Raw genomic sequence first — 18411 nt, 5'->3', positions numbered from 1 at the left:
CACGCACCTCCAGCTTCTCCGCTATCGAATCAGAACTGCTCGCGCAGTATCTACGGCCGCTTCGCCCACTTTGACGCCTAAATTTTACTGAGCGCAGGGTGGTCGGGCTGCAGCTGCAGCACCGACTGCATGTCGTCCACCAGCACACCCAGCCAGTCGGTGCCATTGCTCAGGTGCTGGGCCGAGATGGTTTGTTGAGCGGCCCGTCAGGCCCAGCGCGTGCGCCACCTGCGCCAGCAAGCCGGGGCTGGGGTTTTTGCGCTGGAACGAGGGGGCTGCAAACGCCAGTCGGCTGCCATCGCGGCAGATTTGCACCAGCCCTTTAGCGCACTCTTGCACGATGCGGTCTTTGGCTCTGGGCGCGCCACCGGCCTCCAGCCAGGCGTGGCAGCTGCCCAGCGTGGGGTGGCCGGCAAAGGGCAATTCACCGCCGGGGGTGAAGATGCGCACCCGGTAGTCTGCGCCCAGCGCTGCCGCCTCGGGCGTGGGGGGCAGCACAAAGGTGGTTTCGCTCAAGTTCGTCCATCGTGCAAAGCCCTGCATCTGCGCATCGTTCAGGCCACTGCCGTCGAGCACGACGGCCAGCGGGTTACCCAGATACGGCTGGGCGGTGAACACATCGACTTGGGCGAAGGGGCGAAGCTGGGGCACGAGGAGCCTTTCAGGAGCGGATCGGGGCAGGGTTATGAAATAGGCAGGTCAAGCACACCGCGTGTGGCCGGGCGCGCCAGGATGGCGGCAAACCAGCGCTCCAGGTGCGGCCAGCTGGGGCGTGGCTGGGGCAGGGCGAACCAGCGGTGCACATCGCAGGCCACCGGAATGTCGGCCATGCTGAAGTGCTCGCCGCACATCCAGGTGCGGGTGGCCAAATGGTCGTTGAGCTGTGCCATGGCCGGCTCGGTGGCGGCGGTGGAGCGGGCAATGACGGCGGCGTCGCGCTTGTCTGCGGGTGTGCGGAACCACTGCACAAAGGCGGCACCGCTCTCGCGGTTCAGGGTGGTTTGCTGCCAGTCCATCCAGCGCTCGGCGTCAAAGCGTAGGGCCAAGTCCTGGGGGTAGAGATGGTCATTGCCGTACTTGGCGCACAGATAACGCACGATGGCGTTGCTCTCCCACAGAACAAAGTCGCCGTCTTGCAACGTAGGCACCAACGCATTGGGGTTCATGGCCAGGTACTCGGGGGTTTTGACCACCCCGAAGGCCATGCCCGCATCGCTGCGGGTAAAGGCAACGCCGGTCTCTTGCGCGGCCCATACGACCTTGCGTACGTTGAGGGAGGACAAACGCCCCCAGATATGAACGGTCATGCTTAGCTCCTTTGGGCGTGGATGGCTTCGGCCAGTGCGGCCACACCGCGGTGGATCTCTTCCACACTGGGGGTCACAAAGCTCAGGCGCATGGCGCGGGCATCCGACTGTCCCGCGTAGAACGGCGCGCCGGGCACAAAGGCCACGCCCTTGTCCACCGCGTGGGGCAGCAGGTCCACGGCGTTCATGCCGGCAGGCAGGCGCGCCCACAAGAACATGCCACCGGCGGGGGTGTTCCAGGTGAAGGTGCTGTCGGCATTGGCAGAGTCCGGGCCTTGTGACTCGGGGAAGTGCTTGGCCAGAGCTTCCAGCATGGCGTCGCGCTGGGCTTTGTAGAGGCTTCGGATCGTGGGCACATGGCGGTCCAGGAAGCCGTTTTGCATCACCTCAAAAATCAGGCGCTGGTTGAAGCCGGGGCTGTGCAGGTCGGCCGCTTGTTTGGCTTGCAGCAGCTTGGGGTACACCGCCTTGGGCGCCACGATAAAGCCCATGCGCAGGCCCGGCGCCAGCACCTTGGAGAACGAACCCAGGTAAATGCCGCCCTCGGGGTTGCGTGCGGTCAGGGGCGCGGGCGGCGCCTGGTCAAACCACAGGTCGCCATAGGGGTTGTCTTCCATGATGGGCAGGCCGCTGCGGGCTGCTTCTGCGCTGAGTGCCGCGCGGCGCGCCTCGGTCATGCTGCGGCCGGTGGGGTTCTGGAAGTTGGGCAGCACGTACAAAAAGCGCGCGTCGGCCGACTTGGCAGCCAGGTCGGCAATGTCGATGCCTTCGTCGTCGCTCGCCACGCTCACCACGTTGGGCTCCATGGGGGTGAACGCCATCACCGCACCCAGGTAGGTGGGGGACTCGACCAGCACCTTGCTGTTTTTGTCGATCAAGATTTTGGCGACCAGGTCCAGGCCTTGCTGTGAGCCGGTAGTGATGAGCACCTGCGCGGGGTCCACATTCCAGGTCACGCCGGCAGCGGCGCTTTGCGCCTTGAGCTGGGCGGCGACCAGTTCGCGCAGCGGGCCGTAGCCTTCACTTGCGGCGTACTGCAGGGCGCCAGCCGGGTCGTCTTTGAGCACCTTGGCGCAGGCCGCTTCAAACTCGGCCACGGGGAAGGTTTTGCTGCTGGGCAGGCCGCCGGCAAAACTGATGATGCCGGGCTTCTCGGTCACTTTCAGGATCTCGCGGATCACCGAAGGGTTCATCTTGGCGGCACGTTCGGCCAGGGTCCAGTGGGTCGTGTTTGTCATGGTTGTCTTCTCTCAAAAAATCAGGGTCAAGGCATGAGCATAGGGTAGAGCGAGGCCACCAGGGCCAGCGCCATGGTGACGTTGAAAATGCGCAGGCGCAGCGGGTCTTGCAGCAGGCCGCGCATGGCCTGGCCAAAGCCCAGCCACACGGCCGAGCAGGGGCTGCCCAGCACCAGCGACATCAGCGCCAGCAGCAGTACCTGGGGCAAAGTAGCGTCGGGCGGCAGGTAGGCGCTCATGGCGGCAACGATCATCACCCAGGCCTTGGGATTGATCCACTGGAAGGCAGCAGCCCCCCAAAAGCCCAGCGGCTGCGCAGCGGGAGCGTCGGTGTCGGCGCCGGCCGGGCGGGCGGTGGCCAGCTTCCACGCCAGCCACAACAGGTAGGCCGCGCCGCCCCAGCGCATCAGCTGGTAGAGCGCGGGAAACTGGTCCAGCACCGCATGCAGGTCCAGGCCCACGCACAGCAGCATCACGGTAAAGCCGATCTGCACCCCCAGCAGGTGCGGCAGCGAGCGGCGCACGCCAAAGTTCACCCCCGAGGCCATCAGCATGGTGTTGTTGGGCCCCGGTGTGACGGAGCTCACGATGAGGAACAGGGCCGCGGCAATCATCAGGTCGGTGTTCATGCGGCGGCTGCTTTCACAGGGGTTTGCACCGGCATGCGCCGGCCGATGAAGACCGTTGCAATCACCGCCACGCCAAAGCCCACGGTCACCGCGTCCAGCCGCTCACCCAGCAAGGGCACGGCGAACAGCATGCCCAGAAAGGGCTGTAGCAGCTGCACCTGGCTTACGCGCACCGTGCCGCCCAGGGCCAGGCCCTTGTACCAGGCAAAAAAGCCCAGCCACATGGAGAACACCGACACATAGGCAAACGCCACCCAGGCGCTGGCCGGCAGCGCCACGCCAGGAAACTGCCACACGGCCAGCGGCAAGTTGATCGGCAGTGCAATCACCAGCGCCCAGCAAATCACATGCTCGGCCCGCATGCGCTGCGACAGGCGCCCGCCATGGCCATAGCCCACGGCCGCACAGGCCATGGCTAGCAGCAAGAGCACGTCTGCCATTTGCAAGGTGAGGCCGCTTTGGCCCGAGCGCAAGACAGCAAACGCCACCACCAGCGCCGTGCCCGCCAGCGCGCAGACCCAGAAGCCGGTAGACGGTCGCTGCCGATTCAGGAACGCGCCCACCACGGCAGTAGCCAGCGGCAGCACCCCCACCATCACACTGGCGTGCACCGCCTCCACATGGCGCATGGCCAGCGAGGTAAAGATGGGAAAGCCAAACACCACCCCCAAAGCGACCAGCACCATCGGGCCCCAGGTGTCGCGCGGCGGCAGCGGTGCGCGGCTGAACCACAACAAAAGCGCTGACAGCACGCCCGCCACCACAGCCCGGCCCACGGCAATGAACAGGCCCGACATCAGCGGCGCCTCGGGCGTGCCCACGGCCAGCCGTGTCATGGGCAGCGTCATGGCAAAGATGGTGATGCCCAAGAGGCCCAGCCACAGGCCCTTTTTTAGGTTGGCGGTGTGTGAAGTGCTCATAGCGATCCCATCCAAGCGGCCGTAGCCACCAACACGGCAGCCATGCCGCGGTTGAACCAGCGCAGGCGCTGCGCCGTGGCCACACCGGCGACCACCGGGCCGCTGAGCCAATCGCGCAAGAGCGAGCCAATGGCCGCGTAGAGCAGGTTGCTGAAGAAACCAAAGGCCAGCATCAGCGGCAGCGTGATGGCAAAGCGCGCCAGCACGTCCTCGCGCCCGGCCAGCCAGCCGGCAGTCACCGTCAGGCCCAGCATCCAGGCTTTGATGTTGAGAAACTGCAGCGCCACGCCCTGCCAGAAGGTTACGCTGAGTCGGCTAGCGTCCGCCTCGCCCAGGCTGCTGGCGCGGGCCAGCTTGACCGCCAGCCACAGCAGGTAGGCAATGCCCAGCCACTGGATGGCGCTGCGCAACAGCGGCAGAGCCACCACCAGCGCACCCAGGCCACCGGCACACAGGGTGAACAACAGGCCCCAGCCCAGTGGCACAGCCAGCACAAAGTGCAGCGCACCGCGCAAGCCCCGGTTGGCCGCCAGTGCGGTAGACAGCGTGGTGTTGGGCCCCGGCGTGAAGCTGGCCGCGGTGGACAGCAAGAGCAGCGCGGTGAACTCGGCAGCGGTAAAGGTGGTGAACATGCGATTCACTGTACTTGGAATAGCAGCACACTTGCAGTACAGTTTGTATGAACAGAAACCAAACTGTATTGCTGGCACGGCCAGCACAGAGGACGCCCCATGCTCATGAAAACCGCGGCCCAAAGCCTGGCCGAACAACTGGCGGCGCTGTTTGCCCAGCGCATCCGCGACCGCCTGCTGGCACCCGGTGCGCGCCTGCCCTCGGTACGCCTGTGCGCGCAGCAGCAAGGCGTGAGCCCGTCCACCGTGGTGGGGGCTTACGACCAGCTGCTGGCCCAGGGCCTGGTGGAGGCGCGCAAGAACCGCGGCTTTTATGTGCGAGAAATGCCCTCGGCCGCCGTGGGTAGCGCGCAAGCAGCTATCGAATCAGGAGCGCACGGCGTGGCTAATTTGATGCTCACCGTGCCCCAGCGCTACGCCCCGCTCAACGCCACGGCGCTGATCCGCGGCATGTTCAAGGGCGTGAGCAACAAGCCCCAGCCCGGCATGGGCGTGCTGCCCAAGGAGTGGCTGCAGTCCACGTTTTTGGCCACGGCAGTGCGGCGCAGCTGCAGCGTGGAGGCGCTCAACGCGTTCTCGTTGCAATACGGCGAGCCGGCCGGCGACATCGGGCTGCGCCGCGCGTTGTCCACCAAGCTGGCGGGCCTGTCGGTACACGCCGCGCCCGAGCAAATCATCACCACCGTGGGTGCCACCAACGCGCTGGACGTGGTGAGCCGCACCCTGCTGCGCGCGGGCGACTACGTGATGGTGGAAGAGCCCGGCTGGGCGATCGAGTTTGCGCGGCTCGATTCGCTGGGCATGCGCATCCTGCCGGTGCCGCGCCGCGCCGAGGGGCCCGACCTGGAGGTGATGGCGCAGTACTGCCAGCAGCACCGGCCCAAGCTGTTTGTGAGTGTGAGCGTGTTCCACAACCCCACGGGGTTTTGCCTCTCGCCAAGCAGCGCCTACCGTATCTTGCAGCTGGCCAACCAGCACGACTTTCATATTGTTGAGGACGACACCTACAGCCACTTCGCGCCCGAACACGCCACGCGCCTGTGTGCGCTGGACGGCCTGCAGCGCACCATTTACGTGGGGGGCTTTGCCAAAATTTTGGCGCCCAACTGGCGCGTGGGCTACCTGGCCGCCCCCAAAGACCTGGCCGAGCGGCTGCTGGACACCAAGCTGCTGTCCACGCTGACCACGCCCGCGCTTCTGGAAAAAGCGCTGGCCTGGTGCATAGACCAAGGCCAACTGCGCCGCCACGCCGAGCGCATCCGCACCCAGCTGGACGGCGCCCGCGCCCGCAGCGTCAAGTTGGCGCTGGCGCACGGCTGCACCTTCGCGTCCGACCCCGTGGGCCTGTTTGGCTGGGTGGAAACTGGTGTGGACACCGACGCCCTGAGCCAGCGCATGCTGGACGAGGGCTACCTGCTCGCGCCCGGCGCCCTGTTCCACGCCCAGCGCACGCCCAGCAGCCTCATGCGCATCAACTTCGCCAGCACGCAAGAAGCCCAGTTCTGGAAAACCTTTGCACGGCTGCGCGATGAGCAGGTGCGTGCATGAAGCGGCTAGCCCTCACCGCTCTTGCCCTGTGGCTGTGTGCCAGCAACCTGGCCTTGGCCGCCCCCCAGACCCGCTGCGGCTGGTGGGACAACCCCAGCCCCGGCAACGTGTGGCTGCACGACAAAGATGGTGAGTGGGAAGTGGCCGTGCAAGGCGGCCACCAGGCCGAGGGCGACTGGCCCGAGATACCCGCGCGGCAGAAAGTGCGCGTCAACGGCGCCTACGGCTATGGCTGCGCATGTGCCCGCGTCACCGTCAACACCAAGACCCGCCAGGTGCTGCGCATCCTGAGAGCGCAAGCCCGCCCCCTGGCCCAGTGCCGTGCCGACGCTGCGCTGGGCAAGCCACCCGGATGATTTTTTCATTGGAGACACATTGATGGTGACCTGTTACCTGCGCTACGTGATTGACCCTTACAAGCTCGCCGAGTTCGAGCACTACGGCAAGCTTTGGATTCCGCTGGTGGAGCGCTTTGGCGGCCAGCACCATGGCTACTTCCTTCCGTCAGAAGGCGCCAACAACATTGCGCTGGCCATGTTCAGCTTTCCCAGCCTGGCCGCCTACGAGACCTACCGCCAGCAGTCCATGCAGGATGCCGAATGTCAGGCCGCCTTCCGCTACGCCGAAGAGACGCGCTGCATCATCAGCTATGAGCGAACGTTCTTCCGGCCGGTGTTTCATTGAGGCAAAATTTGCTATTTATTTGATAGCTGGCCGATAGGTCACCACCCCCAGGCGGCGCGCAGCGGCCTTTGCTGCCTGGCACCGCTGCTGCATCCTCGCCCCCAAAGAGGGATGGGGCACCAAGGACGGGCCTTGCCAGGGCTTTGCGCTAGGTGCTTACATGCAAAATAGGCCGCTAGCCCTCTTGGAATGTGCGCAAGCAGCTACTAAAATAATAGCGTTTCAGTTGTGCGGCAGTAGCCACAGGCACAGCGCCAGCCAGCAGCCGCGCAGCGCCGGGGTGGAGGGAGCCCCTGGGGGCGGACGGGCCACCCACCGGCGCGGCCTGTGCGCTGTAAGCGCCAGGCCCACAGGGTGGGCGGGGAGAGCCACACGTGATGCTGCGCGGCACGCGCCTGGCTAAAACCACTCTGCGGTGACGGCACCAGCCGTGACCGCGCTGGCTAGGGATGTCGGGCGGGGGGGCGTGTGACTACACGCAGTTCGCCACTGGCCCCACGCGCAGGGCAAGGGGCGCAAGACATAACGGGGGTTTGGTAAACCCGCAAGGGCGCAGTGACTGCGGCTACTTCGCCAAACAAGCTGTTATGTTAAAGCGCGAAGCGATTTACCCTGCAAACCTGCCAGGGCGGGCCGGGCTCGATGCCCGGACTGGACTGCAATCGATGCTCTGCGCGGGACGCGCCTGGATTTGAATCTGTCAACTGCTTTGCAATGCTCAGTCACGAGCCTCTTTGCTTAACTGCACACGAATGGACTCATCGTCACGAGTCAACGTGAGTTCTGTGACATCGGAGAGTACAAGCCTATTTCTTCTTACCGTCCCAGCTTCCAGTTTCCCGTCTACCTTGACAGGATCAAGATACGAATACGCTCCCCCCATCCAACCACCGACACTCAAATCCAGCTGCAATTCCAGGCCAGGGCAATGGACAGGAATTCTTTGCAAACTTTCCGGCATCTCCACCGACTCAACCAAATAGGCTTCGGCGCCTTGAATGACCAGTACCGCATCAATAGAAACATTTGCTCCGATCAACTTTTCACCTTGTTCAAGCAACGATCTGAAAGAATAATTCGCGTTCATTTTGACCTCTTTGTAACTGCAGCTTCGCCAGAGAAACTGGCCCTGAATTCTTCAATCGGCGTGAAGTATTGCCGCCCTCCGGCTGGGTCACGAATTGCAACCACTTGCTGTCCATTTCTCACTGTTACGCCGTCGACAACAACTGCATGCCCGCCACGGTCTAAAGTCATCCTGACGATTGCCGGATCGCCATTTGCCGTTGCTGCTGCAATGTCTTCAACGGTAGCGCCCAAAACGCGCTGAGCGGGTAGGCCGTTATCGTTTAACACCCTCACAAGCCGGGGCATCGTGGTTCCTGTGCTAGTAACTCCCGACTGGGAAATCACAGTGCCAAGATCAACTTCAATTCCTGCTGAGTTCAAAACCATTCCGCACGATGTGGGTCCGCAAGTCGGCAATTGGCCTTGATTAATGACAATCCGATCTCCAGCGCGCGGGATGCTCGTGCTCAACGGATTGCCTGGCTCTAGGTTACCAACGACAGTGGAGCCTCCCCCATTTGCCCCCACTTTACCAGCCTGACTAGCCGTAGCCTGCTCAACCTTCGCCTCCGCTAGCACCACCTGCAGCTCCTTCGCGATTACTGCAGGATCGGTGGTTTGGGCAACCACGGCTTTGAGGCGAGCCGCAGCAATTGCGGCAGTCGGCGCACTCAGTCCCAACGTAGGCACACCGGATGCGGCCTCCGCTGCACTAATGCTGAGGTCGGTCAGCAGCCCCGAGCAGGCTGCGGCACCGCCGCTACTTCCACACGCCGCCGCCACGGCTCGGCCTACATTGAGCAGCACACCCGCCCCTACCGCTGTGGCTCCTACAGCTAGAGCGGCTTTCACAACCAACTGGCTGCTTTTCAGATGCTCTGCACCCCATTGCAGGCTCTCCACGGCTCTGCCCAGGTCACTCACTTGGCGCTGAATAAGCCGGTCTGTGGTGGCGCCACCTAGCGCCGCACGCACTTCTGGGTTTTGCAGTTCTTTGAGGGCAGCTGCCATACCTTGTACCTGGGTGGTACAAGCTTCTGGGTTGGCCTTGCAGGTGCTTTGTACCCCTCCCACATTGCGCTGCGCGCCTTGACCTACAAGAACCCTGAGCAACGCATCGCAACCCACTGTGCAGGCCTTGAGCTTGTCAACAGCGTTCTTGATATCCCGTGTTTCCAAGAAGTTGTTTTGCACCGCGTTGACGCCAGTTGCAGAAGCAATGTTCACGCTCTGGGCACTGCCATCACCAGTGAGTGCGCCTGCTGTGGCGCTGACCACCTTCACAAAGTCCAGCACCTCGGCATCGGTCTTGTCGCCCGTGGGGTCGTACCACTGCGCTGCCAACTCTCCCACCAGGGCACCCGCAGCCCCCGGCGTGCAACCACTGCCATTACCCGCTGTCGCAGCGCCTGAAACGCAGCCCAGCAGCGCATGGGCCAAGGCTTGCCCAGCTGGGTTGAGCGTGGCGTTTCCATTCGCATCCGGTAGCGTCATTGCACCGATAGCTTTGGCACCAAATGCCATGCTGGTGCTCACCACGGCGTTGAGCAAGGCAGACTGCAAGCCGTCTTCCAAGCTAGAGCCAGTCAGCGCACTGTTGATGCTGGCGCTGGCGAAGTTGTTGGCAATGTTCTTGCCAAAGTTGCTCGCAAAGTCCGCTGTCTTTGGGCTGATGTCTTGCCAGCCCATGGTGCTGTTGAGCTTGTCCAGCGCGCCAGCTGTCACCATAGTCAGCAGCAGCCCTTTGATGCTTTCTTCCTTGCCCAGTTGGTCTAGGGTCTTGCCAATGTCACCCTTGTTGTTCACCATGGCCACAGCAGCTTGACTGGCTAGGGCAGAGAAGCCTGCGTTCACAGCCGTAGCCAGGGCGGTGCTGCCCATCACCGTGGCAGCACTGCCGGCCGTAGCCGCTACGCCACCCACCGCCGTGGTTCCCATACCCGCGGTGAAGTAAGTCACCACAATGGTCAGCAGCGCCGCACCGGCCCCGGTCAAGCCGCCTTGGTCATAGCTCCAGTTCTCATGCGCAAGGGCTACTTTCTCCCAATTGACATTGGGGTTGTTGGCCAAGGCGTTCAGGTAATCCAACCCCACCCCGTTGCCCTGGCTCACCAGCGCATTGATCTGGCTCTTGAGTGCTTGCCCTCCCTTGGTATCCGGTATCTGCACCGTGATCTTCAGTGCACTGTCAAACGCTACATTGCCCTTGAGGATCGTCTGGTTCAGCGTCTCCACCGTGCTGCCATTGCCCTTCATCTCCTGGTAGACGCCTGCGGTTTCTGTTTTCTCGGTATGGCTGGTTTGGGTGGTATTGGTGCTGCCACCCAGAATCAGCTCTCCGGCCTTGCTGGGGTCTGTTTTGATGAAGGCGATCTGGGGGGCTTCTACCTCGGTGCCGCGCAGCTCGGTCTTCTCGCCCACGCCGATCTCAATCTTTTGCGTGGAGACCAGTTTGGTGCCGATGGCGGTGCTGGTGGCACGGGCGTCGGTGACGGTTTTGTCTTCCAGCGGTACATCAATTCCGAGCGGGTCAAACATCACGCCCCAGCCAGTTTTGGTCTGGGTGGTGGTGGTGACTTGCTTGAAGTCTTGCACTTCGTACAGCAGGGTGTTGTTCTTGCCCTCTACGCGCAGGGTGCCTGTGCCTGTGTTGGTTCCTGTGCTGTTTTCTACACCAGTGGCCTCCAGCTTGGCGCCTATGCTCACCAGGTTGTTCTGGGCCACCAGGTTGGTGCTCTGGCCACTCAGGCTGCTGACCTGTGCGGTGGCACTTTGCTCTTGGCGGCGCTTCTGGATACTGCTGCTAAAGAACAGGTCTTTGCCCGAGGCGCTGGCCATTTGGTCCACATTGGTGGTGGCCTGACCTGCTTGCAGGATGATGTTGTTGGCGGCCGTCACGTCCAGGGTTTTGCCGGCGGTGATGGTGGCTGCGCGGGCGTTCACGTCGTTGCCGGCCTCCAGGCGCAGGCTGCCTTGGGTGTCTAGGGTGCTTCCAGCCTCTGCGGTGCTGGTCGCGCGGCGGAAGTTGCCGCTGTCTCGCTCCAGGTTGTTGACCTGGCGGGTTTGCAGGGTGGTGAGGTTGATGTCGTTTTGCGCCATCAGCACGGTTTGGCCACCCCGGTCGCTATGGGCACCGCTGTTCTTGATCTCGCTGGCAATCAGGTTGATGTCACGCCCGGCACTGGCCAGCAGCACACCGTTGTCGCCGGTGACGTAGAAGCCAGCCACCCGGTCAACGACGGTGTTGGTGATGCCGTTGCGACTGTCGCCGGTGCTGGCGGTGGCAGTGGTGGAGGTGTTGTTGATGTCACGTCCGGCTTGCAGGGTGAGCTGGTCCTCTGCGGTGACGGTGCCGCCCGTGTTGTTGATGTCTTGCGTTGCGTTCAGGGCTACGGCATCGCCCCCGATCACGCCACCCAGATTGTTGATAGTGTCGGCGTTGATCTGCACCAGCTTGCGGCCCAGGATGGTGCCGCTGTTGCTGAGGTCTGCGGTGTTGATGTTGACGCTGGCGCCGCTGATGAGGCCGCCGCTGGGGGAAAGGTCGCCACTGCGGGGCTTCAGATAGATCTGGGGTACCAGGGCCACCGTCTGGGTGCCGTCGGGCAGGGTCACCGTTTCTTGTTGCAGCCAGACGATGTCGCTGGTGAGGCGCGCAATCTGTTCCGCCGTCAGGGCAATGCCGGGGCGCAGGTTGAATGCGGTGGCAAAGGTGACGCCAGCATCCATCAGTGCGCGGAATTGCTGGTCGTCGCTGGTGAAGTTGCCCAGGAAGCGGCGTCCGGTGAGCTGGGCCACCTGTTCGTTGATGAGGCGCTGCTCGTAGAAGCCATCGCCCAGGCGCTTTTGGGTGACGCTGGGGTCCAGGTTGATGCGGCTGGTGATGTAGTCGCTGCCCAGCCAAGTTTTGTAATTGGTGAAGGCAGGGTTGGTGGCCACCACGTAGTTGGCTGATGGATTGGTGCTGATCTGGAAGAGGCTGCTGTTGGCGACGCTGGCACCTGGGGTGCTGGGGGCCGTGGCGCTGGCGTTGCTTTGGGTGGTGCCAGCACCGGCAGTCACAGTCTCATTGACCGGGCTGGAGTAGCCGGATGGGGTCCAAACGTCGTACCAAGGGCCCCAGGCCAGGCAACTGCCCTTGTACAGGAATTGACAGCTTCGGTCTTGGCTCAGGCAATACGCGGTGCCCGTGGTGGTGGTGGTTTTGGTGGCGGTAACGCCTGCATTGTTGATGCTGACTGCCACCGGCAGGGTGACAGTACCACCAGCCAGCATGCGGCTGTTGGCGTTGTCGATGGTGTTGGCCTGGATGGTGAGGTTGCCCGCCGCAGAGATGGTGCCGGGCAATGCGGCGGTTACCACTGGGCCGCTGACCGTCCTCTGGGTCACGTTGACGTAGTAGCCTGCTGCGGCGGACCCAATGGTTTCGGAGACGGCGGTGGTGGTGGTGTCGTCCACGTGCGCAAAGTGGGCGTCGGTGTTGTTGACCGCCGTGGCGTTGATGCTGATGTTGCCACCCGCTTGGATGGTGGCGGAGGTGTTGTTGATGGTGGCGGCTGTGCCCTGGGCTTGGCCTGCAGCATCAATGCTGCCACCGATATTGATGTCACCCAGGCTCAGGATGTTGACGCTGGGGGTGGCGGTGGTGTTGGTCGATGGGTTGCCAGGGGTGTCCAGGCCCATATCGGAGTTGTTGAGGGTCTGTACCCCCAGGTTCAGGCTGGTGCGTGCACCAATGGTGGCGCCCTTGACGGTGCCGTTGATATCTTCAGCCTGGTTGTTGAGTGTGGTGGCGCTGATAGCCACTTTGTCACCAAAGATGGCGCCTGTGCCTACGTTGTCGATGGTGGTGGCGGTGATGCGTGACTGCGCCGTACTACCCGTGTTGCCTGCGTCCATCAGGCCGCGGTTGGTGAGCGTGCCATCCACCTGGAGCACCAGATCGCCACCCCGAGCCACGATGCTCCCCCTGTTGTTGACGCCTACGCCGGTCTCGGTGCCGATGAGGGTGATCTTGCCAGCGTACATGCCACCCAATGCGGCGACGTCCAGGGCCACGGTGGGTGCGGTGCCTGTGCCTGCAATGGCTGTGGCGCTGGTGTTGGCGGCGTTCACGTCGTTGGCGCCGGTGGTGACTTTGAGGTCTTTGGCCCAGATGCCGGCGTTGACTTGCACGGCGCGGGCGATGATGTTGGTGTAGTCGGCTGCATTGGTGTCTAACCCAGTACCCTCCACCGTGACGGTACCGCGCTGCACGCGGTAGCCTTCCAGGTTGCCTCCATTGAGAACAGTTGTGCCGGTGGTGAGGGTGACGCCGCTGGCGTTGATGAAGCCGCCACCATTCACCGCAATGCCTGCCGGGTTGGCGATGATGACCTCGGCGCGCTGGCCTGCCACTTCCACATAGCCGCGCAGTTGGCTGGGGTTGTTGGAGTTGACTTCGTTGAGGATGACGCGGGCAGAGCCTGCGGCCAAGTTGCCGTTGTTTTGCACCCAGCCACCCAGCTGGGTTTGCACGTTGGCGGTGGCGTTGTTCAAGATGATGCCAGCGGCGCCCACATCAAACTGGGTGTAGACGTTGCGGCTCACCCCGGCCGCGCTAGGGGCCTGGATGTTGACCTGGGTAACGCCATTGGCGGTTTGAAAAAGTTGGGGCTTAGTGTTGCCCGCAGCATTCGGGTCGACCACGATTTGGGGCCAGGCCAAGGGCGACAGAGCAAAGGCGAACAAGGCCAGGGTCACATTGCGCCCCCTGCGTTCGCCACTGGCCGCTTTACCCTTGCCAATGGCGACCTCACTCACCGCCATGACTTGGCCTCGGGCTGCATTAAAAACGAGACGGAATAGGTTCTGGTTCATAACAAACGAGGCAAAGAATGGTGGCGGGGATTGAGGACGGTCAGGGGCAACGGGCTGCGCTTAGAACTTGTAGAGCAGGCCCACTGTCAGGCCACTGGTTTTAGGCTTGCCAGTGGTGAGCTGGGTCTTCTCAGCCGAATAGGTGACAGTCTCGTACTCCGTACGCAGCTCCAGATGAGAGTCCAGGGCAAAGGCAACACCGAAGCCAATACCGGTACCGGTGTGCGTATTGGAGCCACCCGCAGACAGTGTGTCGGTGAACTCCGACTTGAGTTGGTGATAGGCCAGCTTGCCGTAAACCAATGCATTGGGGCCGACGCGGTAGCCTGGGGCGAAAGAAATAGCCAAGTGGTCTTTGAACTTGCCAGAGAACGATTGCGCGGTACCAGCGGTGTAGCTCACGGAGCCAGCATCAGTGGACTTCAGGCTGTAGGACAGCCCGATCGTGCCGACCCAGTCAGGCGTCATGGCGAATCCGTAGGACGCAATGAGCGAGGCCTCGGAGTCGTTGGTTTGCGTGGACTGGCCGTTGATAGATGCAATGGTGCTCTCGTAGTCCACTTTGTTTTGGATGGCGGAGACGGTCAAGCCGATGGCTGGGCCTACGAAGTTTTGCTGCGCATTCTGTGCGAAGGTAGCGCCTGTAGTGGCCAGCAAGGCAGCAGCAGTCAAAGCGAGAGTGGTGGATTTCATATGGGTTCCTTTCAGTTGGTTGAGGTGAATCTATTGAACGGTTTGTGCGGCCAAAATAGGGCGCTCTGCCCACCATTGGCGCGCTTCATGGGGTTGGGCACGAATGCCGATGCACAGCCGAATCTCTACACCGCGCTCATGGCTACGGTGGTACATAAAACGAGCGCTGGAGGTCGCCAGCAGGGGGCGCCAAGTTGCGTGTACCCTCGCCGCATGGCCAAAAGGAGCAACGAAATCGACCAGCCACATGCGCTCGCCACTGTTCCAATCGCCGCGACCAAGTCCCAGGATCGGGTTCTGAACATATCGAGCCTCCGCCTCTGGGGTGAGATTGGCCCAAGAAAGGTAGCCGACCGGCCTGACAGCTCCGGTCTCATGATTCGTCTCAATCACGATGACGTACTGCCCCAATTCGATGGCGGGCATTAGCGCTTGGTCTAACGTATACAGTGGCCGGATGTTGTGCTTGGGCGCATGCATCCACAACCAAGTTGCCAAGCCAAATGACTCCGCATCACTTGCCGCAGGATGGTTGCAGGCGGGGGATATGACCTTGTAGGTGAGTGGTGACATGTGGCTCATCCAGAAAGTTAAAACGCCAGATTCATGCTGAACCCGGCGGTGGTCTCTGCGGTCTTGAAGCCCGAGGGCTGGTACAGCGGGGCGCCTACAAAGATGTCGTACTGCAGCTTGCGGTAGTTGCCCCGCAGGCCCACCACGCCGCCGCTCAGGGCTTTGCCTGCCAGCTGTTCGGTGCTCTGGCCGTTCACGCCGCCTGCATCAATGCCGAGGTACAGCTCTTGCCCGCTGCTGCCCAGCGTCCAACCCAGCTCTTGGCGCAGCAACCAGCCGTTGTCGCCAGCAAGGCTGCCTTCCCCATCAAAGCCGCGCACGCTGTAGCGCCCGCCGATGCTGAAACGGTCTTGCGGGGTGAGCGGTGTTTCATTGCCTTGCAGCCGCAGGTTGGCCTGGTAGCGCAAGGACTGGGCTAGCCACTTGAAGGGCTGATTGAATGTGACGTCGGCCACCCACAGGTTGAAGCGTGCGGTGCCTTGCCCGGTGGATTCCTCAGGGGCATCCATGGCCGCAAAGTCCCGCGTGCCGCGCTTGTAGGCCAGGTTGGCGTCCAGCGTGGCGCTGCCCAGAAACTCTTTGTGGCCCACACCCAGCTCCCAGCCGCCCACCACGCGGCGCTGAATTTGCACTTCGGTATCGTCCACGTAGTTGTTGGAGTGCCGCTCAAAGGCTTTGAGGTGCACAGTGCTCTTGCGGGTGGCATCGCGGTAGACCAAGCGTGAGAGCTTGACCTCCGTATTGCCGCTGGTGCCGCTGTAGACGTAGGTTTGGGTAGCGCCGATCACGGTCTGGTGGTAGCGGCTCTCGCTGAAGGTGGTGCCCAGCGTCCAGTAGCCGTAGGGGATGGAGTAATGCACCGTGTAGCCCCGCGTGCCGCGCGGGCCGGGGTCTCCGCCGCCAGCGTCGTGGTTTTGGGACAGGTAGAACAGGTCATTCAGGCCCAGCGGGTTGTCCCAAGAGAACGTGGCGCTGCTTTGGTAGCGGCCGGTGCTCTTGCCTCCGCTATCGTCCAGCGCCAAGGACAGCCGGACCGGGGTGGTGCTTTGGTAGGCAATGACCAGATCACTGTGGTCGGGCTGGTCGGCTGGGGTGATTTGGATGTCTGCATCGGCCGTGGGCACGCGCTTGAAGTTCTCCAGCGACTGCTCCACATCGCGCAGGTTGAGGATGTCGCCGGGTTGGACCGGCACGGCAGTCGCCAAGGAGGTGGGCGCTGCCATGGTCTTGCCATCTTTGTCTGCAAAGCGAACGGCTCGAACACGGCCCGGCACTACGGTCAGCACCAGACTGCCTGTGGAGAGGTCTTGTGGTTCCGTCAACACTCGGGTTGTGACAAAACCTTTGGCCACCAGCGCATTCTGTGCCCGCTCCAGCAAGATGCCGATGCCTTGGGTACCCAGGCACTTGCGCAGAGGACTATCGGTTTTTTGCGGGCCGGACAAGCTGTCCAATACCCAGCTAAATTGGCCTGCGGCCTCGCCACGCAGTTCGAGCTGGCGAATGGCAAAGCAGGGGGACTCGGAAGCCGGAAGGATCTGTTCGTTCTTGGCCGTAGGTTTCAGACGAACGTCGCTAGATTTTTCTTGCTGTTCGCGCAGTTGGGCGTCGCGTTCTTGGATGCGACGCTGCTCCGCGGCATCGCGCTGGGCATTCGTGAGGGCCTGAGCCCCAGCAACCGCGACCACAGAAAACAGTAAGAAGCCTGTAAGTGTGGAGCGAAGCGGGTAGGAATGGCGATGAGCGATTGAACGGTCCGTCATGGGTGGGTGTTGTCATAAGGCACCCACCAACGACAGGGGGATTGCTCTAAATAGCGCTGGACTTTAAACAGCAATAGTCCGTTTGGGTATCCCCCATTCGGGTGAATCTGGGGTTTTGGAGCTTGTTTTTTGCGGAAATTTGTTATCTGCCAACGTTTTGCGGACGGTGAATGCCGCGATTTTTACTGGTGGCTTGCTAGAACCACGGTTTTTGCTATCTATTTTATAGCTGCTCGCGCAATGACCACGGCCTGCAAGGCCTAAAAGGCTTGAAATTCAGGCCTGTGCAGCCAGAGAGCGCAGCAAGGCGCGGTTGACTTCATCGGCCTCCAGGCCGTGGGCGCGGCAGACATCGCGGATGACTTTGGTGTTGCCGCTCTCCAGGGCGCTGGCGGTCTCCAGCCAGGGGGCGTAGGGGCCGGTTTGGCCCAGTATGGCAGAGGCCACCCGGCCGGGCAGGGGCAGGCGGTGCAGGGCGGCGCCCAGGTTTTCGCCCAGCAGCAGGTCCACCTGCGAAAAGATGCCGCACAAAAACACTTCACGGCGCAGGTCGTCTTCAATGCCAGCGTCGGCCAGCCGCTCCATGATACGCGCGCGCAGCACGATGGCGGAGCGGATGGGCTGCAGGTTGGCGTCTGCGTTGGCGTGGGGCATTTGCTCCATGAGCCAGGCGCGCAGGCGGCTGTAGCCGAGCGTCATGAGGCCTTGGCGTACGCTGCCGATCTCGGTGCGCAAGGACAGCGCGGCGGAATTGGCGTAGCGCAGGAAGCGGTAGGTCAGCAGCGGCTCGTCGCCCAGGCGGTGCTCCAGTGCCTCCAGCGATTCGTCGGCGTCGATGGCGTGCACCAGGTCCAGCAGCAGCTGGCGTGCGGGCTGGATTTGTTTGTAGCGGTAGCCGTAGAGCATTTCCTCGGTGGGCCAGCCGGCAACGCCCCAGGCGGCTTGTTGGTCCAGGGCGTGTTCCACCAGGGCCTGGCTGGCCAGGCCTTCGTACAGTTCGCCGGGCAAGATGGGAGATGCCCAGTTGCCATGGGTGTTGCCGCCGTCATGGGTGCGCTGCAGCGCAGCGCGCAGGGCGGCTAACGCTTCATGCGGGGTGATGCTGCGCAGGGTTTTGTGAAACAGGTTTTGCAGTTCGCCCGCGGGTGGTTGGCCGGCCTCGCCGCGCCAGAGCAGGCGCACGCCGCGTTGCTGCGCTTTGCGCATGCGGCCTGCCAGCAGGGCGTCGCCCAGCCAGGCATCCGGAATTTCCAGCCACAGGCCGTGGGCCGGCGCATGGTCCAGCAGGTCGCTGAGCAGGGCGGGGGTGCGCACCACCAGAATTTGGGCGTCCAGCCCGGCGGGCCAGAGTTCGTGCAGGGTGTGCAGCAGGTGCTGCGCGTCCACCGCGCTGCTGAGGTTGGGCTCTACCACCAGGCGTGTGGCGCAGCGTTGGCGCCATGCGTTCCACACGGGCTGGTAGCCCATGGTCACGCTGCCCAGCACGGAGTTGCTCAT

Annotated in this window: 14 protein-coding genes and 1 pseudogene; 3 read left to right on the top strand and 12 right to left on the bottom strand. The window is 62.8% G+C overall.

Going from position 1 to position 18411, the window contains the following annotated elements; genetic code table 11:
* Window positions 1-51: 51 nt before the first annotated feature.
* The 6 genes and pseudogenes from U5O12_RS08185 to U5O12_RS08160 all read right to left on the bottom strand — a co-directional run.
* Window positions 52-651: pseudogene (locus U5O12_RS08185) on the bottom strand (PhzF family phenazine biosynthesis protein); the annotation flags it as partial.
* Window positions 652-683: 32 nt separating this feature from the next.
* Complete coding sequence (locus U5O12_RS08180; protein WP_322578153.1) at window positions 684-1307, bottom strand: glutathione S-transferase family protein; 624 nt, start codon at window positions 1305-1307, stop codon at window positions 684-686.
* Window positions 1308-1309: 2 nt separating this feature from the next.
* A complete protein-coding gene (locus tag U5O12_RS08175) occupies window positions 1310-2545 on the bottom strand; it encodes a PLP-dependent aminotransferase family protein (RefSeq protein WP_322578152.1) in 1236 nt (411 codons plus the stop codon).
* Between the two features lie 26 nt (window positions 2546-2571).
* Window positions 2572-3174, bottom strand: coding sequence for a LysE family translocator (locus tag U5O12_RS08170; protein WP_322578151.1), 603 nt, complete (start codon window positions 3172-3174; stop codon window positions 2572-2574).
* The gene (locus tag U5O12_RS08165; protein WP_322577480.1) at window positions 3171-4094 is read right to left on the bottom strand and encodes a DMT family transporter; all 924 of its coding nucleotides are present in this window, start codon (window positions 4092-4094) and stop codon (window positions 3171-3173) included. The genes U5O12_RS08170 and U5O12_RS08165 overlap by 4 nt, the downstream gene beginning before the upstream one ends.
* Window positions 4091-4726, bottom strand: coding sequence for a LysE family translocator (locus U5O12_RS08160; RefSeq protein WP_322578150.1), 636 nt, complete (start codon window positions 4724-4726; stop codon window positions 4091-4093). The genes U5O12_RS08165 and U5O12_RS08160 overlap by 4 nt, the downstream gene beginning before the upstream one ends.
* A gap of 99 nt (window positions 4727-4825) precedes the next feature.
* Between U5O12_RS08160 and U5O12_RS08155 the strand changes: the two genes are divergently transcribed.
* Genes U5O12_RS08155 through U5O12_RS08145 form a run of 3 tightly spaced genes read left to right on the top strand, consistent with a single transcriptional unit; the run spans window position 4826 to window position 6958 of the window.
* Window positions 4826-6274 carry a PLP-dependent aminotransferase family protein gene (locus tag U5O12_RS08155; RefSeq protein ID WP_322577478.1) on the top strand — a complete coding sequence of 483 codons (1449 nt, stop codon included), beginning with the start codon at window positions 4826-4828 and terminating at the stop codon, window positions 6272-6274.
* Window positions 6271-6630, top strand: a complete 360-nt coding sequence (locus tag U5O12_RS08150; RefSeq protein ID WP_322578149.1) for a DUF4087 domain-containing protein — start codon at window positions 6271-6273, stop codon at window positions 6628-6630. The genes U5O12_RS08155 and U5O12_RS08150 overlap by 4 nt, the downstream gene beginning before the upstream one ends.
* 22 nt (window positions 6631-6652) lie before the next feature.
* Window positions 6653-6958, top strand: a complete 306-nt coding sequence (locus tag U5O12_RS08145) for an NIPSNAP family protein (protein ID WP_322577476.1) — start codon at window positions 6653-6655, stop codon at window positions 6956-6958.
* A 718-nt stretch (window positions 6959-7676) separates the two neighbouring features.
* On the opposite strand, the gene U5O12_RS08140 is transcribed toward U5O12_RS08145, so the two are convergent.
* The 6 genes from U5O12_RS08140 to U5O12_RS08115 form a co-directional block, all read right to left on the bottom strand.
* A complete protein-coding gene (locus U5O12_RS08140; RefSeq protein ID WP_322578148.1) occupies window positions 7677-8045 on the bottom strand; it encodes a hypothetical protein in 369 nt (122 codons plus the stop codon).
* Window positions 8042-13885 (bottom strand): DUF637 domain-containing protein, encoded by a 5844-nt coding sequence (locus tag U5O12_RS08135; RefSeq protein ID WP_322578147.1) that lies wholly within the window; start codon window positions 13883-13885, stop codon window positions 8042-8044. The genes U5O12_RS08140 and U5O12_RS08135 overlap by 4 nt, the downstream gene beginning before the upstream one ends.
* A 60-nt stretch (window positions 13886-13945) precedes the next feature.
* On the bottom strand, window positions 13946-14578 hold the full coding sequence (locus U5O12_RS08130; RefSeq protein WP_322578146.1) for an outer membrane protein: 633 nt from the start codon (window positions 14576-14578) through the stop codon (window positions 13946-13948).
* A 30-nt stretch (window positions 14579-14608) separates the two neighbouring features.
* Window positions 14609-15151, bottom strand: a complete 543-nt coding sequence (locus U5O12_RS08125) for a toxin-activating lysine-acyltransferase (RefSeq protein WP_322578145.1) — start codon at window positions 15149-15151, stop codon at window positions 14609-14611.
* A gap of 17 nt (window positions 15152-15168) precedes the next feature.
* Window positions 15169-16914: a ShlB/FhaC/HecB family hemolysin secretion/activation protein gene (locus U5O12_RS08120; protein WP_322578144.1), complete on the bottom strand. Its 1746-nt coding sequence runs from the start codon at window positions 16912-16914 to the stop codon at window positions 15169-15171.
* A gap of 276 nt (window positions 16915-17190) precedes the next feature.
* On the bottom strand, window positions 17191-18411 hold the full coding sequence (locus U5O12_RS08115) for an HDOD domain-containing protein (protein WP_322578143.1): 1221 nt from the start codon (window positions 18409-18411) through the stop codon (window positions 17191-17193).

The organism is Rhodoferax sp., assembly GCF_034519335.1.
In the GTDB taxonomy this organism is placed as follows: Bacteria; Pseudomonadota; Gammaproteobacteria; order Burkholderiales; family Burkholderiaceae_C; genus Allorhodoferax.
Note: the sequence above shows the minus strand (reverse complement) of the source record. Positions and strands in the feature narration are given on the sequence as shown.

Bases quoted from the DNA above. Each gene is read 5' to 3' on its own strand.
- U5O12_RS08180 (WP_322578153.1), bottom strand. From the start codon at position 1,307: ATGACCGTTCATATCTGGGGGCGTTTGTCCTCCCTCAACGTACGCAAG.
- U5O12_RS08175 (WP_322578152.1), bottom strand. From the start codon at position 2,545: ATGACAAACACGACCCACTGGACCCTGGCCGAACGTGCCGCCAAGATG.
- U5O12_RS08170 (WP_322578151.1), bottom strand. From the start codon at position 3,174: ATGAACACCGACCTGATGATTGCCGCGGCCCTGTTCCTCATCGTGAGC.
- U5O12_RS08165 (WP_322577480.1), bottom strand. From the start codon at position 4,094: ATGAGCACTTCACACACCGCCAACCTAAAAAAGGGCCTGTGGCTGGGC.
- U5O12_RS08160 (WP_322578150.1), bottom strand. From the start codon at position 4,726: ATGTTCACCACCTTTACCGCTGCCGAGTTCACCGCGCTGCTCTTGCTG.
- U5O12_RS08155 (WP_322577478.1), top strand. From the start codon at position 4,826: ATGCTCATGAAAACCGCGGCCCAAAGCCTGGCCGAACAACTGGCGGCG.
- U5O12_RS08150 (WP_322578149.1), top strand. From the start codon at position 6,271: ATGAAGCGGCTAGCCCTCACCGCTCTTGCCCTGTGGCTGTGTGCCAGC.
- U5O12_RS08145 (WP_322577476.1), top strand. From the start codon at position 6,653: ATGGTGACCTGTTACCTGCGCTACGTGATTGACCCTTACAAGCTCGCC.
- U5O12_RS08140 (WP_322578148.1), bottom strand. From the start codon at position 8,045: ATGAACGCGAATTATTCTTTCAGATCGTTGCTTGAACAAGGTGAAAAG.
- U5O12_RS08135 (WP_322578147.1), bottom strand. From the start codon at position 13,885: ATGAACCAGAACCTATTCCGTCTCGTTTTTAATGCAGCCCGAGGCCAA.
- U5O12_RS08130 (WP_322578146.1), bottom strand. From the start codon at position 14,578: ATGAAATCCACCACTCTCGCTTTGACTGCTGCTGCCTTGCTGGCCACT.
- U5O12_RS08125 (WP_322578145.1), bottom strand. From the start codon at position 15,151: ATGTCACCACTCACCTACAAGGTCATATCCCCCGCCTGCAACCATCCT.
- U5O12_RS08120 (WP_322578144.1), bottom strand. From the start codon at position 16,914: ATGACGGACCGTTCAATCGCTCATCGCCATTCCTACCCGCTTCGCTCC.
- U5O12_RS08115 (WP_322578143.1), bottom strand. From the start codon at position 18,411: ATGAGCAACTCCGTGCTGGGCAGCGTGACCATGGGCTACCAGCCCGTG.